This is a genomic window from Pseudomonas sp. GM30 (assembly GCF_000282275.2).
Classification (GTDB): domain Bacteria; phylum Pseudomonadota; class Gammaproteobacteria; order Pseudomonadales; family Pseudomonadaceae; genus Aquipseudomonas.
Window position 1 is genome coordinate 173,346 of the sequence record NZ_AKJP02000026.1, and the last position, 17,247, is coordinate 190,592.

Consider the following 17,247-nt stretch of genomic DNA (forward strand, 5'->3'; position numbering starts at 1 on the left):
GCCACTCACTGACAAGAACAACAGGAGTTCCAATGCGTAATCTCGATGAAACAACGATCACGCAGGAAGTACTCGCGCGAAACGTAGGCACGCGGGACAGACGCCTGCATCAGATCATCACGGGCCTGGTCCAGCATCTCCACGCGTTCGCCAGAGAGGTTCAGCTCACCGAACAGGAATGGGAAAAAGGCATTGAATTTCTGACCAGCGTGGGCCAGATCTGCAGCCCCGTGCGCCAGGAATTCATTTTGCTTTCCGACATACTGGGTTTGTCCACGCTGGTCATTGCCCAGAATCATCGCAAGCCGGATGGGTGCACCGAGGCGACCGTGTTTGGCCCCTTTCACGTCGCGGACGCGCCATTCATTGAATCAGGTGCAGACCTGTCGAAAAATCTGCCGGGGACACCGTGGTTCGTACGGGGAACCGTCCGAGGCTTGAGCGGCGAGGTGGTGCCTCACGCGGTACTGGAGGTTTGGCAAGCCGATGACCAGGGTTACTACGATGTTCAGAAACCGGGCCTTGATGCATATGAAGGGCGAGGCATTCTCAGGGCGGATGCCCAAGGGCACTTTCACTTCAGAACCATCGTTCCGGAGGCCTACCCGATCCCCCATGATGGCCCCGTTGGCAATTTGCTGGCCGCATTGGAGCGCCATCCCTGGAGACCCGCGCACCTGCACTTCATGGTGTCGGCCGAGGGCTATGAACGCCTGGTCACCCATGTGTTCAAGGAAGGTGGCGAATACCTGGACTCCGATACCGTTTTCGGTGTTCGCACATCGCTGATCGCCGAATGGGTCAAACATGAGGCAGGCATTGCCCCCGACGGCACGCAGTGTGATGAGCCATTTTGTACGCTGGACTTCGATTTTGTGCTCAAGCCAAGCGAGCCCGACTGACAGCAGCCCCGGCCATGGCCGGGGCGTCCATTTCAGCGCGTGGTTCGCTCTAGAGGCTGGAGGTCCGATTGTGCTTCGACATCCTCGAGCACACCAAAGAAGTCGTTCTGCGGACTATGTCGCGCATAGTCCTGGAAGTAGGTGTAGACCCGATCCGCCAGCGGCATCGAAACGCCTGAGTGTTTGCCTGCCGATGTGACCAGCCCCATGTCCTTGAGCATTTGCGCTGCAGTAAACGCAGGCGCGAAATTGCGCGCCTTGAGGGTATCTATCTTGTACTTCACCAAGGGCGAAGCAATGACACTTGATGCCATGACCTCCAGCAAAACGTCCCAGTCGACATCACCCTTGCGACCCAAGGCCAGTGCTTCGCCCATCAGTGCCGCTGTTGAACCGACCATATGGTTGATCGCCAGTTTGAGGTAGCGGGCCTGGTGCGCCGAACCGACCTGGTAACAGGTCGCAGCAAATGTGGCGAAGATGGGTTCCAGCGCTGTACACGCCGGCTTTGCGCCTGAGGCGAACACGGTGAGCATTGCCTTGCGCGCCAACTCGGTGCTGCCCGAAACAGGCGCGCAGACGTAATCGATGCCACCTGCGGTGGCAGAGGCAGCGATGGTTGCGGAGGCTTCGGGAGAGACCGTGCTCATATCCGCAAAGATTTTCCCGGCAGCCATATGGCTCAAGACCTGAGCACTGACGTTGATCAAGGCGCTGTCGTCAGGAAGCATCGAGATCACGATATCAGCCCTCTGTCCCAGCTCGGCAATACTTTCACAAGGCTGAGCGCCTCTGGCGGCACAGGCCTCTACCGCTTGTTTGTTCATGTCGAAAATCAGCAGGCAATAGCCTGCGTCCAGTAGGTGCTCGCACATGGGAGTGCCCATTTTTCCCAGACCGATCCAGCCGATGACAGGTGCGTTCATACGAAGCTCACGCCTCCTGCGTAAAGGCAGAAGTTGCGAAAGACCGATGCGTTCATTTTTGTGCTTTTCATTTTTATACCGCTCTCCATTGGTGGATTTACGTCACAGGCAACCTAGCAAAACTGCCTTTGCCCACCTACGACGCCCCCGGAAATGTGTTTTCCACCAGTCGCAATAGTTCGGGATAGACGCTCGCTGGCTGAACGCCTCGTGCGCTTTTCCATTCGCGAAATATTGAATTTCACCCACGGCATTTATCCCGTGGCGTCGAAGCTTTAGCGTCAGCACCGACAGCTGGGTAACCCCGTTGTAAACGCTACCTTTCACTACTGAACAACGAGGCCGGCAAGATGAGCGACAACGTAAAGCACATTGTGATGTGGAATCTCAAAGGCCGGAACGATGCTGAACGGCACCAGGCCGCCCGGCAGATCAAAGCATCCTTCGACAGCCTGCTCGGCCGTATTCCTGGCATGACACACCTCGAAATCGGCGTGGATTTCAGCCGCATCGAGTATGCGTGTGATGTGGTGCTGTATTCGGAGTTTGTTTCCAGGGAAGCACTTGAAAACTACGCCGTGCACCCGGAACACCTGCGCGTCAAACAGGAGCTGGGAGATCTTCGAATTGCCCGCTATCAGGTGGATTACTGCTCCACGGCTCAACCACCGGGGCTGTAAGTTCGCGTAGCGACTCCCCCAGAGGCATCTACCCTCCCCGACCCGCGTTGCAAGCACACCGTCGTATAACAATAACAATAGAGGTACAAAAAAAATGAATCAGAATCGCTGGATCGTACTGGGAGGATGTTTCCTTGCGTACTTGTTTGACGCCGTGGAAATCGTCCTCCTGTCGTTGGCACTCCCCTCCATTCGCAGCGACTTGGGGCTTTCTGCCACTCAAGGTGGTCTGCTTGTCACCGCCACCTTGATCGGCATCGGCGTGAGCAGTGTAACTGGCGGCTATGTAGCGGATAACCATGGACGTAAAACGGCGCTGCTGACTGCCTTGATCACCTTCGGTGTATTCACTGCAGCGATCGCAATCGTGCCCAATTTCACCTGCTTTTTAATCCTGAGGTTTTTGGCCGGCATTGGCCTGGGGTCGGTGTGGAGCGTTGTATCTGCCTACATCGTGGAAACCTGGTCAGTCCAAAGCCGCGGACGCGCCGCGGCCTTCGTGATCAGTGCATTCCCGGCAGGCGGGGCCGTGGCAGCGCTGGTCTCCGGCCACTTTCTGCCAGATTGGCGAATGATGTTTCTGATTGCCGGCGCCGCCGTGCTGCTGCCGGTACTGACGATTGCCATCCTCTTTCGCGAGTCTGCCAAATGGACTACGCAAAAGGCCGCACATGGCGCTGCCCCTGTGGTCGTCCGGGATGTATTCGAGCCCTCTTTGCGCCGTACGACCATTCTCGGCACGCTGATGTCGGCGTTTGCCCTGACAGGCTACTGGGGCGCGATGGCCTGGCTTCCTACCTACCTCGCCGTTGAGCGAAACCTGCCCTCTACATCGGTTGCCTACTTTGTAACGATACTGAACGCAGGCATGTTCATCGGCTACAACGGCTTCGGCCTGCTGGCTGACCGTATTGGCCGACACCGCACTATCGTGATCACCTTGCTGGGTGTCGCCGCAATCATGCCGATCTATGCCCTGACCAATGATCACCAAGTGCTGCTCTGGCTCGGTCCGCTGTTCGGTTTGTTCACGGCATTTTTCGGACTGTTCGGATCCTATCTTGCCGAACTGTTTCCGACCCGGGTTCGTTCTACCGGAGCCGGCTTCTGCTTCAACGTCGGACGCGGCGTATCGGCCCTGGCGCCATTCGCTCTGGCGGGGATTTCGGGGGCTATCGGGTTCAGTGGTGGGCTGATTGTCTGCGCCGGCTTCTTCGGTCTGGCAGCGTTGGTTGCACTGATGTTGCCCAGAGTCGGTATGCATTCAGCAGAAACAGCAACCAAGACCTTGAGCCAGCCGATTGGCCGCCTGCGCGGCCACTCACTCAAGTAACCACTTCATTCAGAAACGGCGATGACGCTGTCCGGCATCATCGCTGTTTTCCTGAGACGATTCAGACCCGATCGGCCAGCATCATGCTCGCCGCTTTTTCGGCAATCATGATCGTGCTCAAGTTGGTATTCGCACTGGTGATCACGGGCATGATCGAAGCATCGACCACCCTCAGCCCTTCGACTCCCAGCACCCGGCACTGAGCGTCGACCACGGCATCCGGATCAGATGCATGGCCCATTCGGCAAGTACCTGCCGGATGCCCCATCGGCGCAATGGCGCCCAGAATCTCGGCATCGCTCATCGGTTTTCGTCGGCTAGCACTGGCGATCCAGCGACCTGGCCTGAACCTCTTTGAGAGTAGCCACCTGGACAAAATGGAAGGGCCGTTTAACAACGCCTTGGCCCCAATGTTCATGATCAGGCCCGCCAGACCTTGCTGATTGAACTGATTGGCAGCCATCACCGGCGGCATGATGAACGCATCATGAAAGCAGGATCTGAATCCGGGCTCCGCCAACAGCGATTCGGCGAAACGGGCCGCCAGCAGCATCCTTTCGGTATCCAATGGATCGCTGAGAAAATCAAACTCAACGCTGGGCGGAATCTGCGGATCCGCGGACACCAGCTCGACTCTGCCGCGAGAGTTCGGGGCGTACAGCGCAGCGCTGAACATCGCCAGGTCCGTGCCGAAACTCCGTGCACTGACACGTCCAAGAAACGCAAGAAACAGATCACCCTGTGTTGTGTTCTTCAAGCCAGATGAATGCCTGACCCCGGCACAGGCAAAGGCACGTAACGCAGCCTTCTGCCGCGCCAGGCGGGGAAGCGTCAGTACCATCTGCAAATAAGGATGGTTTTGCAGATTCTGTCCCACGCCTCGAAGATTGATACGAGTCTGGATACCGAGGGCATTCAACGCGGCAGATGCACCGATCCCGGAACGCATGAGAATTGCCGGCGAATGGATCGCTCCGGCACTCAGGATCACTTCATGTGCGGCGATACTGTGCACCTCGCCATCTTTTTTGTAGATGACTGCGCACGCGCGATTGCCGGACATCTGGATCGACTCCACCGCCGCGTCGGCAATGATTCGCAGGTTGGTCCGGGCACGTACCTGAGCTGTCAGATAGCAGCTGGCACTGGAGGAACGCTGGCCGCCAACCGCCGCATAAGGCATGTTGAAAAAACCGCAATCCGGCTGTTCGTTGATGTCATCGATCACCTCGACTCCTTTGCCCGCCAGCACATCGCGTATCTTGCGAACGAAGCCTGGAAGTTCAACCTCCGACGGGCGTCGAATTTTAAACGGCCCGGCTGGCACAGCGGTTCTATCGATATCACCTTCGGCCTTGCGGAAAAAAGGCAAGACCTGCTCCCACCCCCAGCCCTCAGCACCCAACTCCACCCACCGGGCAAAATCCGTTGGCAGGCCACGCAGGGTCCACATGCCATTGATACTGGAGCCTCCGCCCAACACCCGTGCCTGCGGATAAGGATACCCGGGACCACCTGCCCTTCGCCTCGCCGCAAGGTTACTCCAGAAATAGCCTGGATTGAGCGATGCCGAAGGAAACGCATCATTGATATCGTCAGGCATGGCGTGGGGAGGCGTATCGCGGCCGGCTTCCAATAACACGACATCAGCCAGATCCCCCTCGGATAATCGTGCCGCCAGCACCGCTCCGGCAGTACCGCCCCCGACAACAAGATACGTCTTGCGCATATGCGAACCAGCCTCTCTTTTTATTGGATGTTTGCAGGGATCAACCCGCGGCATTTCAGCGTGGGATACCCATTGCACGATGGAGATAGTTGAAAGCGATGAGCAGCGAGCCGGCCTGACTGAATTCGTCGAGAAACGCGGTCACTGTCGCCGTTCCGACTTCGTCGCATGGTAGTTTTCGAGCGGAGGCAGCAACAACGGCCATAACTGAAAATGAGTTTTTCAGCGATAAACGTGACTGCTCCTCCAGGATGGGGGACAAAAGCAGTCATCTGCAGCAGGAAAAAAATAAAGGTATCGCCCGCTTTCGCGAGCGACACCTTCATCCACTGCCCGCTAATCAAGCCTTGTTGTTCGCCTCTTCCAGCGCTTTTTCAGCGTTGAACCCGTCGAAGTTCTCGAATACGCCCAGAAAGCCCGGCACGGTCACTTCCCGCGCCCAGTCGCGCTGTAGTTCGCAGTATATTTGCACCCGGCTGATGAGTTTCGCCCCCGCCTGTTCCATTCTGCGCAACGCCGCCTCGTGCGCGGCGAGCGATGTGCCGCCGACCGCATCGACCGGCACATAAACCTCATAACCTTCCTGGATCGCGTCGAGCACCGGGAATGTCAGGCACGCTTCGGTCCAGAGTGCAGTCATGATCAGCTTCTTGCGCCCGAGCGCCTTGACGGCCTGCTTGAATTGCGTGTCCTCCCAACTGTTGATCGATGTGCGGTCATAGGTCGGTAGATGGCCGAGCACCTTTTGCAACTCCTGAATCGGCGGCTTGTTGCGGCCGGTCGCGACATTGACTGTCGAGTGGATGATCGGAAGGTTGTAGTTGACCGCCGCCTTCGCGACGCTGGTGATGTTGAAGACGAGTTCATCACGCGGCATCGAGCGGATCGAAGAAACCTGAACAGGCTGATAATCGATGATGATCAACGCCGAGTTTTCCGGGGTCAGTAGTTGATCGGTATGGGGGTTGCGGAGAGTCTCGCTTGCCATTGGTAAATCCTTTTCATGGGTGACGCACGTTTGTGAATCAGGCCGAAGCCTGTGCGGGTGATGGATTCCGAGACACGTGCGAATGACGCCATGCCCGGAAAATCCATTGTGCTGTTCCCATGTTCGACGCAGTAGTAGCATTGCGCGACGTGCTGTGTCGCGAAAAGAGGAACGCAAGCGTGGACATCGAAGAACTGCAGACCTTCGTGGAAGTGGCTGATGCCGGGGGCATTTCGCAGGCTGCCCTGCGGCTTGGCGTATCGAAATCGATCGTCAGCCGCCGCCTGGCTCGGCTTGAAACCGAATTGGGTGTGCAACTGCTGGCCCGCTCCACGCGCGGGGCGGCGCTTACCGAGGCCGGGGCGACGTTCCGGGACTACGCCGCCAGGGTTTGCACCGAGATCGACATCGCCAAGGAAACGATCCTGCCCGCCGGCGCCCTCCGCGGCCGCTTGCGCGTGGCCGTGCCACTGTCGTTCGGCCCGAGTCACTTCGCCCCGATGCTGGCAGAAATGGCGCGTCGGCACCCGCAGCTGCACATCCAGACCTGTTACAGCGATCGCTTCGTTGACCTGATTGCCGAGGGGTACGATTGCGCCATCCGGGTGGGCTATATGCAGGACTCCAATCTGATCGCCAGACGAATTGGCCCGGTCTACGGCAAGCTCGTCGCGAGCCCCGCCTACATCAACGCGCACGGCGCGCCCGAGACACCGGATGAACTGATGGCCCATCAGGCGCTCATGCAGGGCACCGAAGCCTGGCAATTCATGGATGGCGACAAAATCATCACGGTTCGTCCGCAAGGCCGCTTCAAGGCCGACAACGGCATCGCCCTGGTCGCCGCCGCGACCGCAGGCCTCGGCGTCGCCTACCTGCCCGACTGCCTCACCCATGAACACGTGGCATCCGGCGCACTGGTGCCGATCATGACAAACCATCCTCCCCCTCCGGCCGGTGCCTACATCATCCGCCCGCCGGGTCCGCACCCTGCGCGAAAAATTCGTGTGCTCACTGAACTGCTGATCGAGTTCTTCGGCGAAACGCCACACCTGGCGGTGCAGCCGCTGTCACATCAGGCAGACTTCAGGTGATGCGGGCAAGCTATCCAGAAATGCGCCAATCTGGCGCTTGCATCGCAAGTGCACCGTCGGGACCTGCGGGCCAATGGCCTGACGCACGGCCTCGATACCAGGGCGATAACCACGATCGAAATTCCATACAAAGTTCAGGAAGGTCAGGAACGCCCGATCAAGCTTCTCCGTACAACCTGCAGCAAGGTCTGCACGAGGTCGATTCAATACGCTGCGCAAGATCACCCGAGTGAAGCAGGTGAACCGCGGCGTATCGAGCCAAATGACCAGATCGGCACGAGGCAGGCGCAGGTCGAATGTGCGCCGGGCATAGTTGCCCTCACAGATCCAGACATCTGCTGATATCGCTTCTCTGACGCGTGCGCGAAACTGCTCGGCGTCTGGCTCGATCCAGCCGGGTTCCCAAAACAAAGTGTCCAGATGCACCACGGGCAGATCGAGACGCCTGCCCAAGGCGCGGGCAAGGGTAGATTTACCGCTGCCGGCATTGCCAAGAATTACAATCCGTTGCATGGGAACTTCCTGTCGAGAAAAAAGCCGGCAATTGTGCGGTTTTTGCAGGGTCAGTTAAAGACTGATAGATAACCGCGCCATCGACGTAAGTTTTTGCGGGCTGTTTTGTTTTTTGCAGGTCGGGCAACGTGCCGCCATCGTTGAGTGGCTGCTTTCGGCCAAAAGCGGACGTCGGCAGGCGACCGCTACCGGCCAGTAGCGGACATCCGGGAACTACTGCTTCCGGCCAAAAGCGGTCAGTGACAATATTCGCATAGGCTACCGCTCAGCTTCCCGAAGACCGATCTCGACTATTCGTTAGGTACAGCACCATCGCTGCACGAGCCGCATCTTTGATTACCTTCAGCCTCAACCAAGGTGATATTCGCGCCTTTATCAGCCAGGTGATACGCCAGCGAAGCGCCCACGATGCCGACACTAATGACAACGACTCGTTTGCCCAGAGCATTCCCATATCAACCTTCATTCTGTCGACCTGAAGGCGGTTCATTGTCTGCCTCTGGTCGATTTCTGCTTGTCGTAATGGGCAGCAGTTGTCGTCCAGAAAGTAGATGTAGATTTGTCTGAAGTGGCGAAATAGCTGCCAAAATCATCGTGTTAAAACGCCGCCTGAAATGGTAGCAAGATAAGCGCGTGAGTGTTGTTGGCACTGGAGGGTACCGAAAATTCGTTCAGCTACTACGGCAAGCGTCATCAACGACTATAGTCATTGGTGAGCCAGAGCGAATCCGACCATTCCCCTGCCAACCTGGCCTAATCCAATTCCGCGATTACACGGCGGATCTTCTTGTGTTCCTTGATGCGGAACGTGAATGTTTCGCTGCCGAAATCACTCAGGCTCAGGCTGAGTTCGAGGCAGCGTTGTCTTTTTTGAACCCCTTGATGGTGGATGGAGTTATCCCGCCGGGCACGTCGCATCCCACTGAGCACGTCCCAACCACCCATCTATCAAGGGTCAAGCAATGAATACTTTAGAGTTCGATGATGCACAAAAAACCAATGGCGACCTGGTTCAGGGTCCGCTGCCGGCCGGTACTGTCGCGCCCGACTTCACTCTTCACGCAACCCCTGATCAACAGTTGTCGCTGCGTGAGCTAAAGGGAAATCCCGTGATATTGGCGTTTTATCCCGCTGACTGGACTTCGGTGTGTGGTGACCAACTGACCTTGTACAACCAGTTGTTACCCACCTTCAGAGAATACGGTGCGGTGCTATTGGGTATCTCGGTTGACAGCGCCTGGTGTCATCAGGCCTTTGCCAAAGATCGAAATTTCCACTTCAGCCTGCTGGCCGATTTCGAGCCCAAAGGGGCGGTGGCACGGCAGTATGGAGCGTACGAGTCCCAGCTCGGAGTTTGTAAGAGGGCACTGTTCGTGATTGACAAGGAGGGGGTGGTCGCCTGGAGCTACATCTCACCAATGGCAATCAACCCTGGGGCGGACGGCATTCTGGATGCGCTGGATGCTCTGGCGAATTCACCACAAAGCACGCCAACCAAAAATTAACAGGTGATTACATGGCCACTCTCAAAGTCCCGGTAAGTGCCAACGACCATCGCCAGGGAAGTGCGCATGCCAAGGTCACCTTGGTGGAATTTGGTGACTATGAATGTCCTTATTGCGGTGAAGCGTATTGGATGGTCAAAAATCTGCAACAGCATTTTCGCGATGATTTGCTGTTCGTGTTCCGTAACTTTCCTCTGACCACCGCTCACCCGCATGCGCTGGGTGCAGCGGTCACCGCGGAGCATGCCGGGAGTCGAGGGTTCTTCTGGGAGGCTCACGACGAATTGTATGAAAATCAAGATCGATTGGGCCTGCCGCTGTATCGCGCCATTGTTCTAAAACACGGCCTTTCCAGCGAGGAACTCGACGTTGCCATGCGAGAGGACACTTACATCCCCAAAATACAATCCGACTTCAATGGCGGTGTACGCAGCGGCGTGAACGGTACTCCGGCGTTTTACTTTGACGGGCTTCGCTATGACGGGGTCCCAGAGTTCAACGAGATGAGTCAGATGATTGAGCTTCTGTTAGTGCGCGGACGAAATCGCTAGATTGCGACATCGGCCTGGCATCACCCACACCAGAGCCGAGGGCAAACCAGCGTTAGCTTCCTTCTACATTAAAGAGGTGTACACGGAGCCGGCAGCTAATGAAATCTTTGAAGTATTATGAAAAAAATCGACACGCCACATGGTTGGAGTTGTTTTTCGACCTGACTTTCGTAGTGACGATAGGCCAGGTTACGCATACTCTCGGACATGTTCATGAAGGCCACTTTGAACATAAGCAATTATGGACATTCTTGCTGCTTTTTGTACCGTTGTGGTGGATCTGGTCCAGTCACACGATTTACTCCAACAGGTTTGATACAGACAGCAATCCTCACCGTTTGGCAACATTATTCATAATGCTCCTGCTCATTGTGCTATCGGCACGGATCGGGGAAGATCTGGAAGTAAACTACCCGCTTATTATTGCCTGCTATTTTGGCATACGTGCCATCATCAGCATCATGTACATTTCGTCCATAAGTAAATTCGATTCTCGCGGCGAGCTCTCCTCTAGGCTCGGCTTCGCCCTGTTAATTAGCGCAGTCATTAGTCTCTCATCGGTTATTTTTGACCCGCCCTTGCGTTACCTTGTTGCTTATATTGGGATTGTTCTTGATATTCTGTTTCCTGTATTTTTCTGGACTAAACTAAAGCCGTTGCCAGCACACACAGAGCACTTGGTTGAGCGCATAGGCCTGCTCACCCTAATCTTATTGGGGGAGTCAATTATTAGCCTTTCCGGAGGCTTATCTAACATTCAATGGGGTTATTACAATGTGATGGCGGCCATCACCGGATTCATCATGATTTGCAGTATCTGGTGGATCTATTTTGATAGCTTTTACCTGCTGAGCAAAAATCACAGCAGTATGAGTGGGCACGCCTTGATCTACTCGCACCTTTTTCTTTTTATGGGGCTGGCACTCCTGGCAAATTTGATCAGGCATGCGATCCTGAATGACATTGCGATGCGCGATTTCCAGATCATGTCGATCATCGGCATGGCATTGTTTTTCCTGGGGAAGCAATATGGCTATTTCATAGCCGTGAGTCGAATAAGGAAATACATACTGCAAAACACCTTGATCGTGCTTTCTTTAGGTGGGTTAGTTATATTTCTACCGCGTGTCGAGTACATATTGGTCGGCCTGACAGTAACCATGATCTGTTATGTTCTCCTGAATTTCAGATATCGTTGAGTCTTTATTATCAGGCCACAGCTCGGGAAAAGTGATCAAGCGGCTGGTCTGCGGCTTGCACGTTGCCCGCTACGTCATTCTCAGTGTCCGAGCGACATGCGACGCTACCCTTGGTCTCTTTGGGTTTGTAATCCTGGTGTCGTCGACCATAGTTAATTGCCGGATGCCCCTTTTAGCTATTGCGACCCGATAGCACCAGCCGCACCGTAACAACAGGAGCCACGTCATGGTCAAAGTAGCGTTGTTCGTTCGTCTGGAAGCAAAACCCGGGAAAGAGAATGAGGTGGAGCGCTTTCTCTTGAGCGGCCTTCCTTTAGTGGAGGAGGAGCCAGCCACTACAGTCTGGTTTGGAATCCGCTTGGGGCCGTCCACCTTTGGCATCTTTGACGCATTCCCGGATGAAGCGGGCCGGCAGGCTCATCTTTCGGGCAAGGTCGCGGCGGCGCTTATGGCAAACGCTGCCGAACTGTTTGCCGAACCGCCATCAATCGAGAAGGTTGACGTCCTTGCGGCCAAGCTGCCCGGTTAAGCAAATCCAACAGGAAGTTCCATTCAGTTCGGGGAGGCTCACGATGGCTTCGTCAAGTGAGCATCCGTCGGCGTAGCAGTGACCGATCCTCAATGCGCTGCCGGACGCGGCTGCACTCCGAACTGCGCAACGATGTGCGTACCCAATTCCTCAATAACCTCCGCCGCAGGGCGCTTGCCATATTTGAGATTGAGAATGACGTGGTCCACGCCGATTTCCTCAAGCGACTCCAGCAAAAAACGTAGATGGTAACGTCCAAGTTTGAACCCCAAATGGATACGTGTGGGTGGCGTGGACGGATTCTCATCGAGATCGATGTACAGCGACTGAGTAAAGGGCTTGTACACAGAGCCACATTGCCTGGTGACCTCCAGCCGCCAATCTTCCACGACCAGCCGCTGCATATTCGGTATGCGTGGATAGTTGATCCATCCGTTGCTCTCACGCGCGATCCAATCCAGTGACTGGCGACTGTTGCCGGTCACCAGCATTGGAATGAATTGGGTGGTGGGTTTCGGAATCAGGTCTGCGCCGTGCATTTCGCCAGTGCTCCAGTGGATGGGCTCAAAACTGGTGCTGTGGGCTTGCCGAATCACTTCGTAGTGTTCTCGAAAGATTTCTCCACGCCTTTCGGGATCGACACCAAAAGCCGAAAACTCCACCGGCCGATCTCCCGAAGCCACCCCCAGAATCAAGCGACCTGTGCTCAACTGATCGACGCTGGCTGACGCCTTGGCCGTGTGCAGGGGATGGTGCAAAGGGATGGCAATGGAAGCGGTGCCAAGCGCAATCTCCGAGGTATGGGCAGCCATATAGCCCAGGTACACCCAGGGGTCGAAGACTTGGCCGACATCGCCGAAGCCAGGGTCGCGAAGCGGCACGTCGCGAAACCAGAGCGCGCAGAAGCCCAGCGCCTCGGCTTGTTTAGCCAGTGTGACCTGGTTGAGCATGCTCGGAGTGTCCCCGTCGAACGCCTCCATGGGAAAGAATAATCCAAGGCTCAAATGCCCCTGAGTGAAGGTTCGGCTAAACCCTAGATGCTGCTGGTAAGGAACCGTGCTCGGCCGATACATACGGATTGACCTCATGGCAGAACGTGAACAGCGCCCCCGTTTCCAGAGGTGCTGCGGCATCGGTCGCTTTTGAACGACAGGTGGGGGACTGGGTCTGGCTTTTACCCGTTGCGCCGTACTGCTGGTCGTGTGGACCGGATTCAGGGGGCAGTTGCTGGCGATAGGCGCGGGTCGGTCCGGGTGGGTGTTAAGTGGACGGTCAAAGGAAGTCAGATCTCTCGGCTCTATACCACCAGATGGGCAAGGTGTTCGAGGAATAATTCTATAAGCGTAGGCGGTTTTGCAGCTCTCCGCCATATTCTTACAATCGAGCCGCTGCCGGGCGAAAGTTGCATATCGAAGACATCTATCGGTCGTTTCCTGCCATTCCAGAACGGCCGCTATTGGCCGATAGCAGCCAACCAAAGCCCACTATTTTCAACTCGACGCAGACCTTGCCCGGGATGGCGCTGGTTTATATCCAGACGTCGTTCAACGCTGTTCTTTCGCCCTCTTCATGCCCGGTGTTCAAAATCCCTCGTGGCTCGATCATCATCAGTTTTACTTCACCTTTGGCAGCCGTGCGATGTTTAACGCCACGGGGCACCACATACAGTTCACCCGGATTCACATAGACGCAGCCTTCCGGCAGGTCGATGCGCAAGGTGCCCTCCAGGACAAGAAATGCTTCGTCGGTCTCGGGATGTGAGTGCCAGATGAATTCGCCTTCGATTCGCACAACCTTGAACTGGTAGTCATTCATTTCCGCAACAACTCTGGGGCTCCAGTGCTGTTCGATGAGCGAAGCCTTATGAGCCAGGTTTACAGGAAACGATGAGTGTTGCTGATGCAGCTCTGACATGACAAATCCTCTGTGGTTGAAGTTGCCAGCCTATAGAGCATTGAGCAGAGGGTTCTTGTACGATCCTGCAAGTCAGCGTGCAGCTCGCAATCGCTCCAGCCAGCGCATGGGCGGTATTCCGTAGCAACGGGTGAAGTGTCGCGTCATATGACTTTGATCGTGGAAACCCGCGACGAGGGCCGCATCCACCAGGGTGAACCCTTCAAGCACCAATGCGCGGAACCGATCCAGGCGGCGCAGGGTGACAAATCGGTAAGGGCTGGTACCGTAAAGTGTTCTGAAGTCGCGTGACAGGCTCCAGCATTCGCGTCCACTGGCATGCTCCAGCATCTCCAGCGTAATGGATGAATGCAGATGTTCCAGGATAAACGCTCTGGCGCGCTCGGCTGCGCGGTAATCCAGGCGCTTGCGCCCGCGCGGCTTACCACCGACGGCACGCAATGCCATTGCCAAGTCATAGAGCGCGTCCTGCTGCTCCAGTATTTCCAGTGGATGATCCACTGCTTGTACGAACGCCGCACTGGCATGGAACAGACGCGGATCACTGGAAATTCCCCCCGCGATAAAGGGCAACGGTTCTCCCCCCAGGATGTTCTGGATTAATGCCGGATCAACGTAGGCCATACGATAACGAAAGCCTGCATCGGTGCCGGCCATACCATCGTGGAGTTCATCGGGGTGAAGCACCAGTGTGTTGCCGGGAACGCCATGGCGCAGCGAGCCTGCATAGTGAAAGCTCTGGACGCCCGCTAAAGTACGGCCGATCGAGTAGGTGTCGTGTCGATGGGGATCGTAGCCGTGGCTGCCGAACCACGCTTCAATACACTCGATCCCTTCGGATTGAACACTGCGGATGATCCAGTCGGCGCCGCCAGGTTGGCCTTTTTTCTGATCCATGAATTTGTCGCCTCCCGCTTCTGCACGGTGCTGGTGAAGACCCTGTCGGGAATATACAAGTGCAGGATTTGGATGTCTGCTTCTGGCCGAAACCCACCTGCGGCGGACATCCTCAGAACCCACGCATTCTTTAATTATTACCGTGCAACGACTAGCCTTGGCCGCCGAGTGCAGATGTGCACCGCCTCTACCTGTGAAGGATACTTAATGCCGCTCTCTTTGCCGTTCGAACAAGTCGATGTATTCGCTGATCACTCTTGCGAAGGTAACGCGCTGGCCGTCGTGGCGGATGCCGATGAGCTGACAACCGAGCAGATGCAGGCGTTTGCCCGGTGGACGCAACTCAGTGAGACCACTTTTCTGTTGAAACCCCAAACGCCGCAAGCGCAGTACCGCGTACGGATTTTTACTCCGCTGCGCGAGCTGCCCTTTGCTGGCCACCCTACCCTGGGCAGCTGCAAGGTATGGCTGGCCCGAAATGGAAATCCCGGGCAAGTCGAGATTATTCAGGAATGCCCGGCAGGCTTGATTCGGGTACGCAGGCAAGGCCCTCACTTGGCGTTTTGCGCGCCGCCACTGGTGCGCAGCGGGCCGCTGGATGCGATGACGTCAAACCTGATCGAACAAGGGCTCGGACTCGCCGCCGGGCAGATCCGGGCCAGCCAGTGGGTAGACAACGGCCCCGGCTGGGCGGGCGTGTTGCTGGGGAGCCGCGAAGAAGTGCTGGCGATCAAACCCGATTACGCGGCGCTGCAGGGGTTGAATGTCGGGGTTATTGCGCCATGGAATGGGCCGCAGGCCGAAACCGACGTGGAAGTCAGAGCCTTCATGGGGGAAGAATGCAACGAGGACTCGGTCACCGGCAGCCTCAATGCAAGCCTGGCTCAGTGGCTGATCGGCGCGGGCATCCTGAACGACCGCTACAGCGTGAGCCAGGGCAGCGCCATCGGGCGCCGCGGGCGACTGCACATCGAAAACGTCGACGGTACCGTATGGGTTGGCGGAGCAGTACAGCACTGTGTTTCGGGGCGGGTGGTCTTTTGATGAACCATGGAATTCACCGGTACTGAATTCCATCCGGTCATCGCGGCCGCTGCACCTGACTCAAGTGTGGTGCTGAACCGTGTTCACAAATACCAGCGATACTCCCGCGCACTGATCTCCTGCATGAATGCCAGGTGATCCTGACGCTTGTTCTCGCAATACACGTCGACGAACTCGGCACCCAGTCCCGCACGCAGTTGCGGCTGGTGCTGCAGAGCGCGCACCGCGTCGAGGATTTCCGTCGGAAAATCGATACCGCTGTTGCGATCGTCGTTAAGGGGCGGGATCGGCTCCTTGCCGGTTTCCAGACCATGTTCCAGCCCCACCAGAATCGCCGCCAACACCAAATACGGGTTGGCGTCGGCGCCGGCCAGTCGGTATTCGATGCGCAGGTTTTTCGTGTCGGATTCAGGAATGCGCAGGCAGGCGTCACGATCCTCGTAACCCCAGCTCGCCTGGGTCGCGGTGTTCACCGTGCCGCTCAGGCGGCGCATGGCGTTCTGGTTCGGGGCGAAGATCGGCATGCTGTGCGGCAGCAGATCCAGGCAACCGGCCACCGCATGGCGCAGCGCTTGCTGGTGATTGGCGGCCAGCAGGTTATTGCCAGCGGCGTCATACAGGCTGACATGCACGTGCATGCCGCTGCCCGGATGTTGCACGTAGGGCTTGGCCATGAAACTGGCGCGGTAGCCGTGCTTGAGCGCAACGCCACGGGTGCTGCGACAGAACAGCGCCGCCCAGTCCGCCGCGCGCAAGCCGTCGTCCAGATGGCCGAAATTGATCTCGAACTGACCCGGTCCCAGCTCGGCGGTGATCACCGTGGCGTCAATGCCCTGAGCCCGCGTTGCTTCCACCATTTCATCGAGTACCGGAGCGAAGCGCGACAGGCGTTCGATGTGCATGTTCGGCTGATCATCGGCATCGTCGGTAAGTTCATCGCGGGGGAATTGCGGCAGGCCGTCGCGCAGTTTTTTGTCGAACAGATAGAACTCAAGCTCGAACGCCACGACCGGGTGAATGCCTTTGCCCGCCAGTCGATTCAACACTTGCGCCAACACTTCACGGGGTTCGAATTCGATCGGTTTGGCGGTGCCGTCGGAGGTAATCAGCATCTGCCCCAGCGGCTGCGCTTCCCAGGTCACAGGCTTGAGCGTGCCCGGGACGAGGCGGCGCACGGCGTCCGGATCACCGTCGTTGAAGCAGTAATCACCGATCTTGAACAGACCGCCCTGCACGCCGAGCAGCACGCAGTTCTGCGGCAGCTTAAGCGCGCTGCCCGCCGCAACTTTTTCGAGCATGTCCACCGGATAGCGCTTACCGTAAAAATGCCCCGGAATGTCCAGGGAAATCAGGTCGACATAACGCACTTCGGGGTAGCGTTGGCGAAACGCGCGCACTTCAGCGAGCAGGTCAGAGCAGACAGCGTCCATCGTGTTCATCCTT

The 17,247-nt window shown here is 56.8% G+C and carries 17 protein-coding genes; 9 read left to right on the forward strand and 8 right to left on the reverse strand.

Annotation, left to right across the window (positions count from 1 at the left end):
- Positions 1-32: 32 nt before the first annotated feature.
- Complete coding sequence (locus PMI25_RS16470) at positions 33-902, forward strand: intradiol ring-cleavage dioxygenase (RefSeq protein ID WP_007967073.1); 870 nt, start codon at positions 33-35, stop codon at positions 900-902.
- 32 nt (positions 903-934) lie between these two features.
- On the opposite strand, the gene PMI25_RS16475 is transcribed toward PMI25_RS16470, so the two are convergent.
- On the reverse strand, positions 935-1,828 hold the full coding sequence (locus tag PMI25_RS16475; RefSeq protein WP_007967071.1) for an NAD(P)-dependent oxidoreductase: 894 nt from the start codon (positions 1,826-1,828) through the stop codon (positions 935-937).
- 350 nt (positions 1,829-2,178) lie between these two features.
- Here PMI25_RS16475 and PMI25_RS16480 point away from each other — a divergent pair, with 350 nt between their 5' ends.
- Together PMI25_RS16480 and PMI25_RS16485 are read left to right on the forward strand one after the other, a co-directional pair.
- On the forward strand, positions 2,179-2,508 hold the full coding sequence (locus tag PMI25_RS16480) for a Dabb family protein (RefSeq protein ID WP_007967069.1): 330 nt from the start codon (positions 2,179-2,181) through the stop codon (positions 2,506-2,508).
- 94 nt (positions 2,509-2,602) lie between these two features.
- The gene (locus PMI25_RS16485) at positions 2,603-3,841 is read left to right on the forward strand and encodes an MFS transporter (protein WP_007967067.1); all 1,239 of its coding nucleotides are present in this window, start codon (positions 2,603-2,605) and stop codon (positions 3,839-3,841) included.
- A 61-nt stretch (positions 3,842-3,902) separates the two neighbouring features.
- On the opposite strand, the gene PMI25_RS16490 is transcribed toward PMI25_RS16485, so the two are convergent.
- Both PMI25_RS16490 and PMI25_RS16495 read right to left on the reverse strand, forming a co-directional pair.
- On the reverse strand, positions 3,903-5,570 hold the full coding sequence (locus tag PMI25_RS16490) for a GMC family oxidoreductase (protein WP_007967064.1): 1,668 nt from the start codon (positions 5,568-5,570) through the stop codon (positions 3,903-3,905).
- A gap of 340 nt (positions 5,571-5,910) precedes the next feature.
- Entirely contained in the window at positions 5,911-6,558 is a 648-nt protein-coding gene (locus PMI25_RS16495; RefSeq protein ID WP_007967062.1) for a hydrolase, read from the reverse strand.
- Between the two features lie 179 nt (positions 6,559-6,737).
- Between PMI25_RS16495 and PMI25_RS16500 the strand changes: the two genes are divergently transcribed.
- Entirely contained in the window at positions 6,738-7,652 is a 915-nt protein-coding gene (locus tag PMI25_RS16500) for a LysR family transcriptional regulator (protein ID WP_045122084.1), read from the forward strand.
- Here PMI25_RS16500 and PMI25_RS16505 read toward each other — a convergent pair.
- Entirely contained in the window at positions 7,629-8,165 is a 537-nt protein-coding gene (locus PMI25_RS16505) for a hypothetical protein (protein WP_007967058.1), read from the reverse strand. The genes PMI25_RS16500 and PMI25_RS16505 overlap by 24 nt on opposite strands.
- 962 nt (positions 8,166-9,127) lie before the next feature.
- Between PMI25_RS16505 and PMI25_RS16515 the strand changes: the two genes are divergently transcribed.
- The 4 genes from PMI25_RS16515 (at position 9,128) to PMI25_RS16530 (ending at position 11,949) form a co-directional block, all read left to right on the forward strand.
- Positions 9,128-9,670, forward strand: coding sequence for a redoxin domain-containing protein (locus tag PMI25_RS16515; RefSeq protein ID WP_007967055.1), 543 nt, complete (start codon positions 9,128-9,130; stop codon positions 9,668-9,670).
- Positions 9,671-9,681: 11 nt separating this feature from the next.
- Positions 9,682-10,221: a DsbA family protein gene (locus tag PMI25_RS16520; RefSeq protein WP_007967054.1), complete on the forward strand. Its 540-nt coding sequence runs from the start codon at positions 9,682-9,684 to the stop codon at positions 10,219-10,221.
- 98 nt (positions 10,222-10,319) lie between these two features.
- Entirely contained in the window at positions 10,320-11,420 is a 1,101-nt protein-coding gene (locus PMI25_RS16525) for a low temperature requirement protein A (RefSeq protein ID WP_007967052.1), read from the forward strand.
- 226 nt (positions 11,421-11,646) lie between these two features.
- Positions 11,647-11,949, forward strand: coding sequence for a putative quinol monooxygenase (locus PMI25_RS16530; protein ID WP_007967049.1), 303 nt, complete (start codon positions 11,647-11,649; stop codon positions 11,947-11,949).
- 89 nt (positions 11,950-12,038) lie between these two features.
- Here the strand turns inward: PMI25_RS16530 and PMI25_RS16535 are convergent, their stop codons facing one another.
- The 3 genes from PMI25_RS16535 to PMI25_RS16545 all read right to left on the reverse strand — a co-directional run bounded on the left by PMI25_RS16535 (position 12,039) and on the right by PMI25_RS16545 (position 14,760).
- A complete protein-coding gene (locus PMI25_RS16535; RefSeq protein WP_007967047.1) occupies positions 12,039-13,022 on the reverse strand; it encodes an LLM class oxidoreductase in 984 nt (327 codons plus the stop codon).
- A 454-nt stretch (positions 13,023-13,476) separates the two neighbouring features.
- Positions 13,477-13,863 (reverse strand): cupin domain-containing protein, encoded by a 387-nt coding sequence (locus PMI25_RS16540; protein ID WP_007967046.1) that lies wholly within the window; start codon positions 13,861-13,863, stop codon positions 13,477-13,479.
- A 72-nt stretch (positions 13,864-13,935) separates the two neighbouring features.
- The gene (locus PMI25_RS16545) at positions 13,936-14,760 is read right to left on the reverse strand and encodes an AraC family transcriptional regulator (protein ID WP_007967044.1); all 825 of its coding nucleotides are present in this window, start codon (positions 14,758-14,760) and stop codon (positions 13,936-13,938) included.
- 207 nt (positions 14,761-14,967) lie between these two features.
- Between PMI25_RS16545 and PMI25_RS16550 the strand changes: the two genes are divergently transcribed.
- A complete protein-coding gene (locus PMI25_RS16550; RefSeq protein ID WP_007967043.1) occupies positions 14,968-15,804 on the forward strand; it encodes a PhzF family phenazine biosynthesis protein in 837 nt (278 codons plus the stop codon).
- Positions 15,805-15,887: 83 nt separating this feature from the next.
- On the opposite strand, the gene PMI25_RS16555 is transcribed toward PMI25_RS16550, so the two are convergent.
- Positions 15,888-17,234 carry a glutamine synthetase family protein gene (locus PMI25_RS16555; protein WP_007967042.1) on the reverse strand — a complete coding sequence of 449 codons (1,347 nt, stop codon included), beginning with the start codon at positions 17,232-17,234 and terminating at the stop codon, positions 15,888-15,890.
- Positions 17,235-17,247 lie beyond the last annotated feature (13 nt).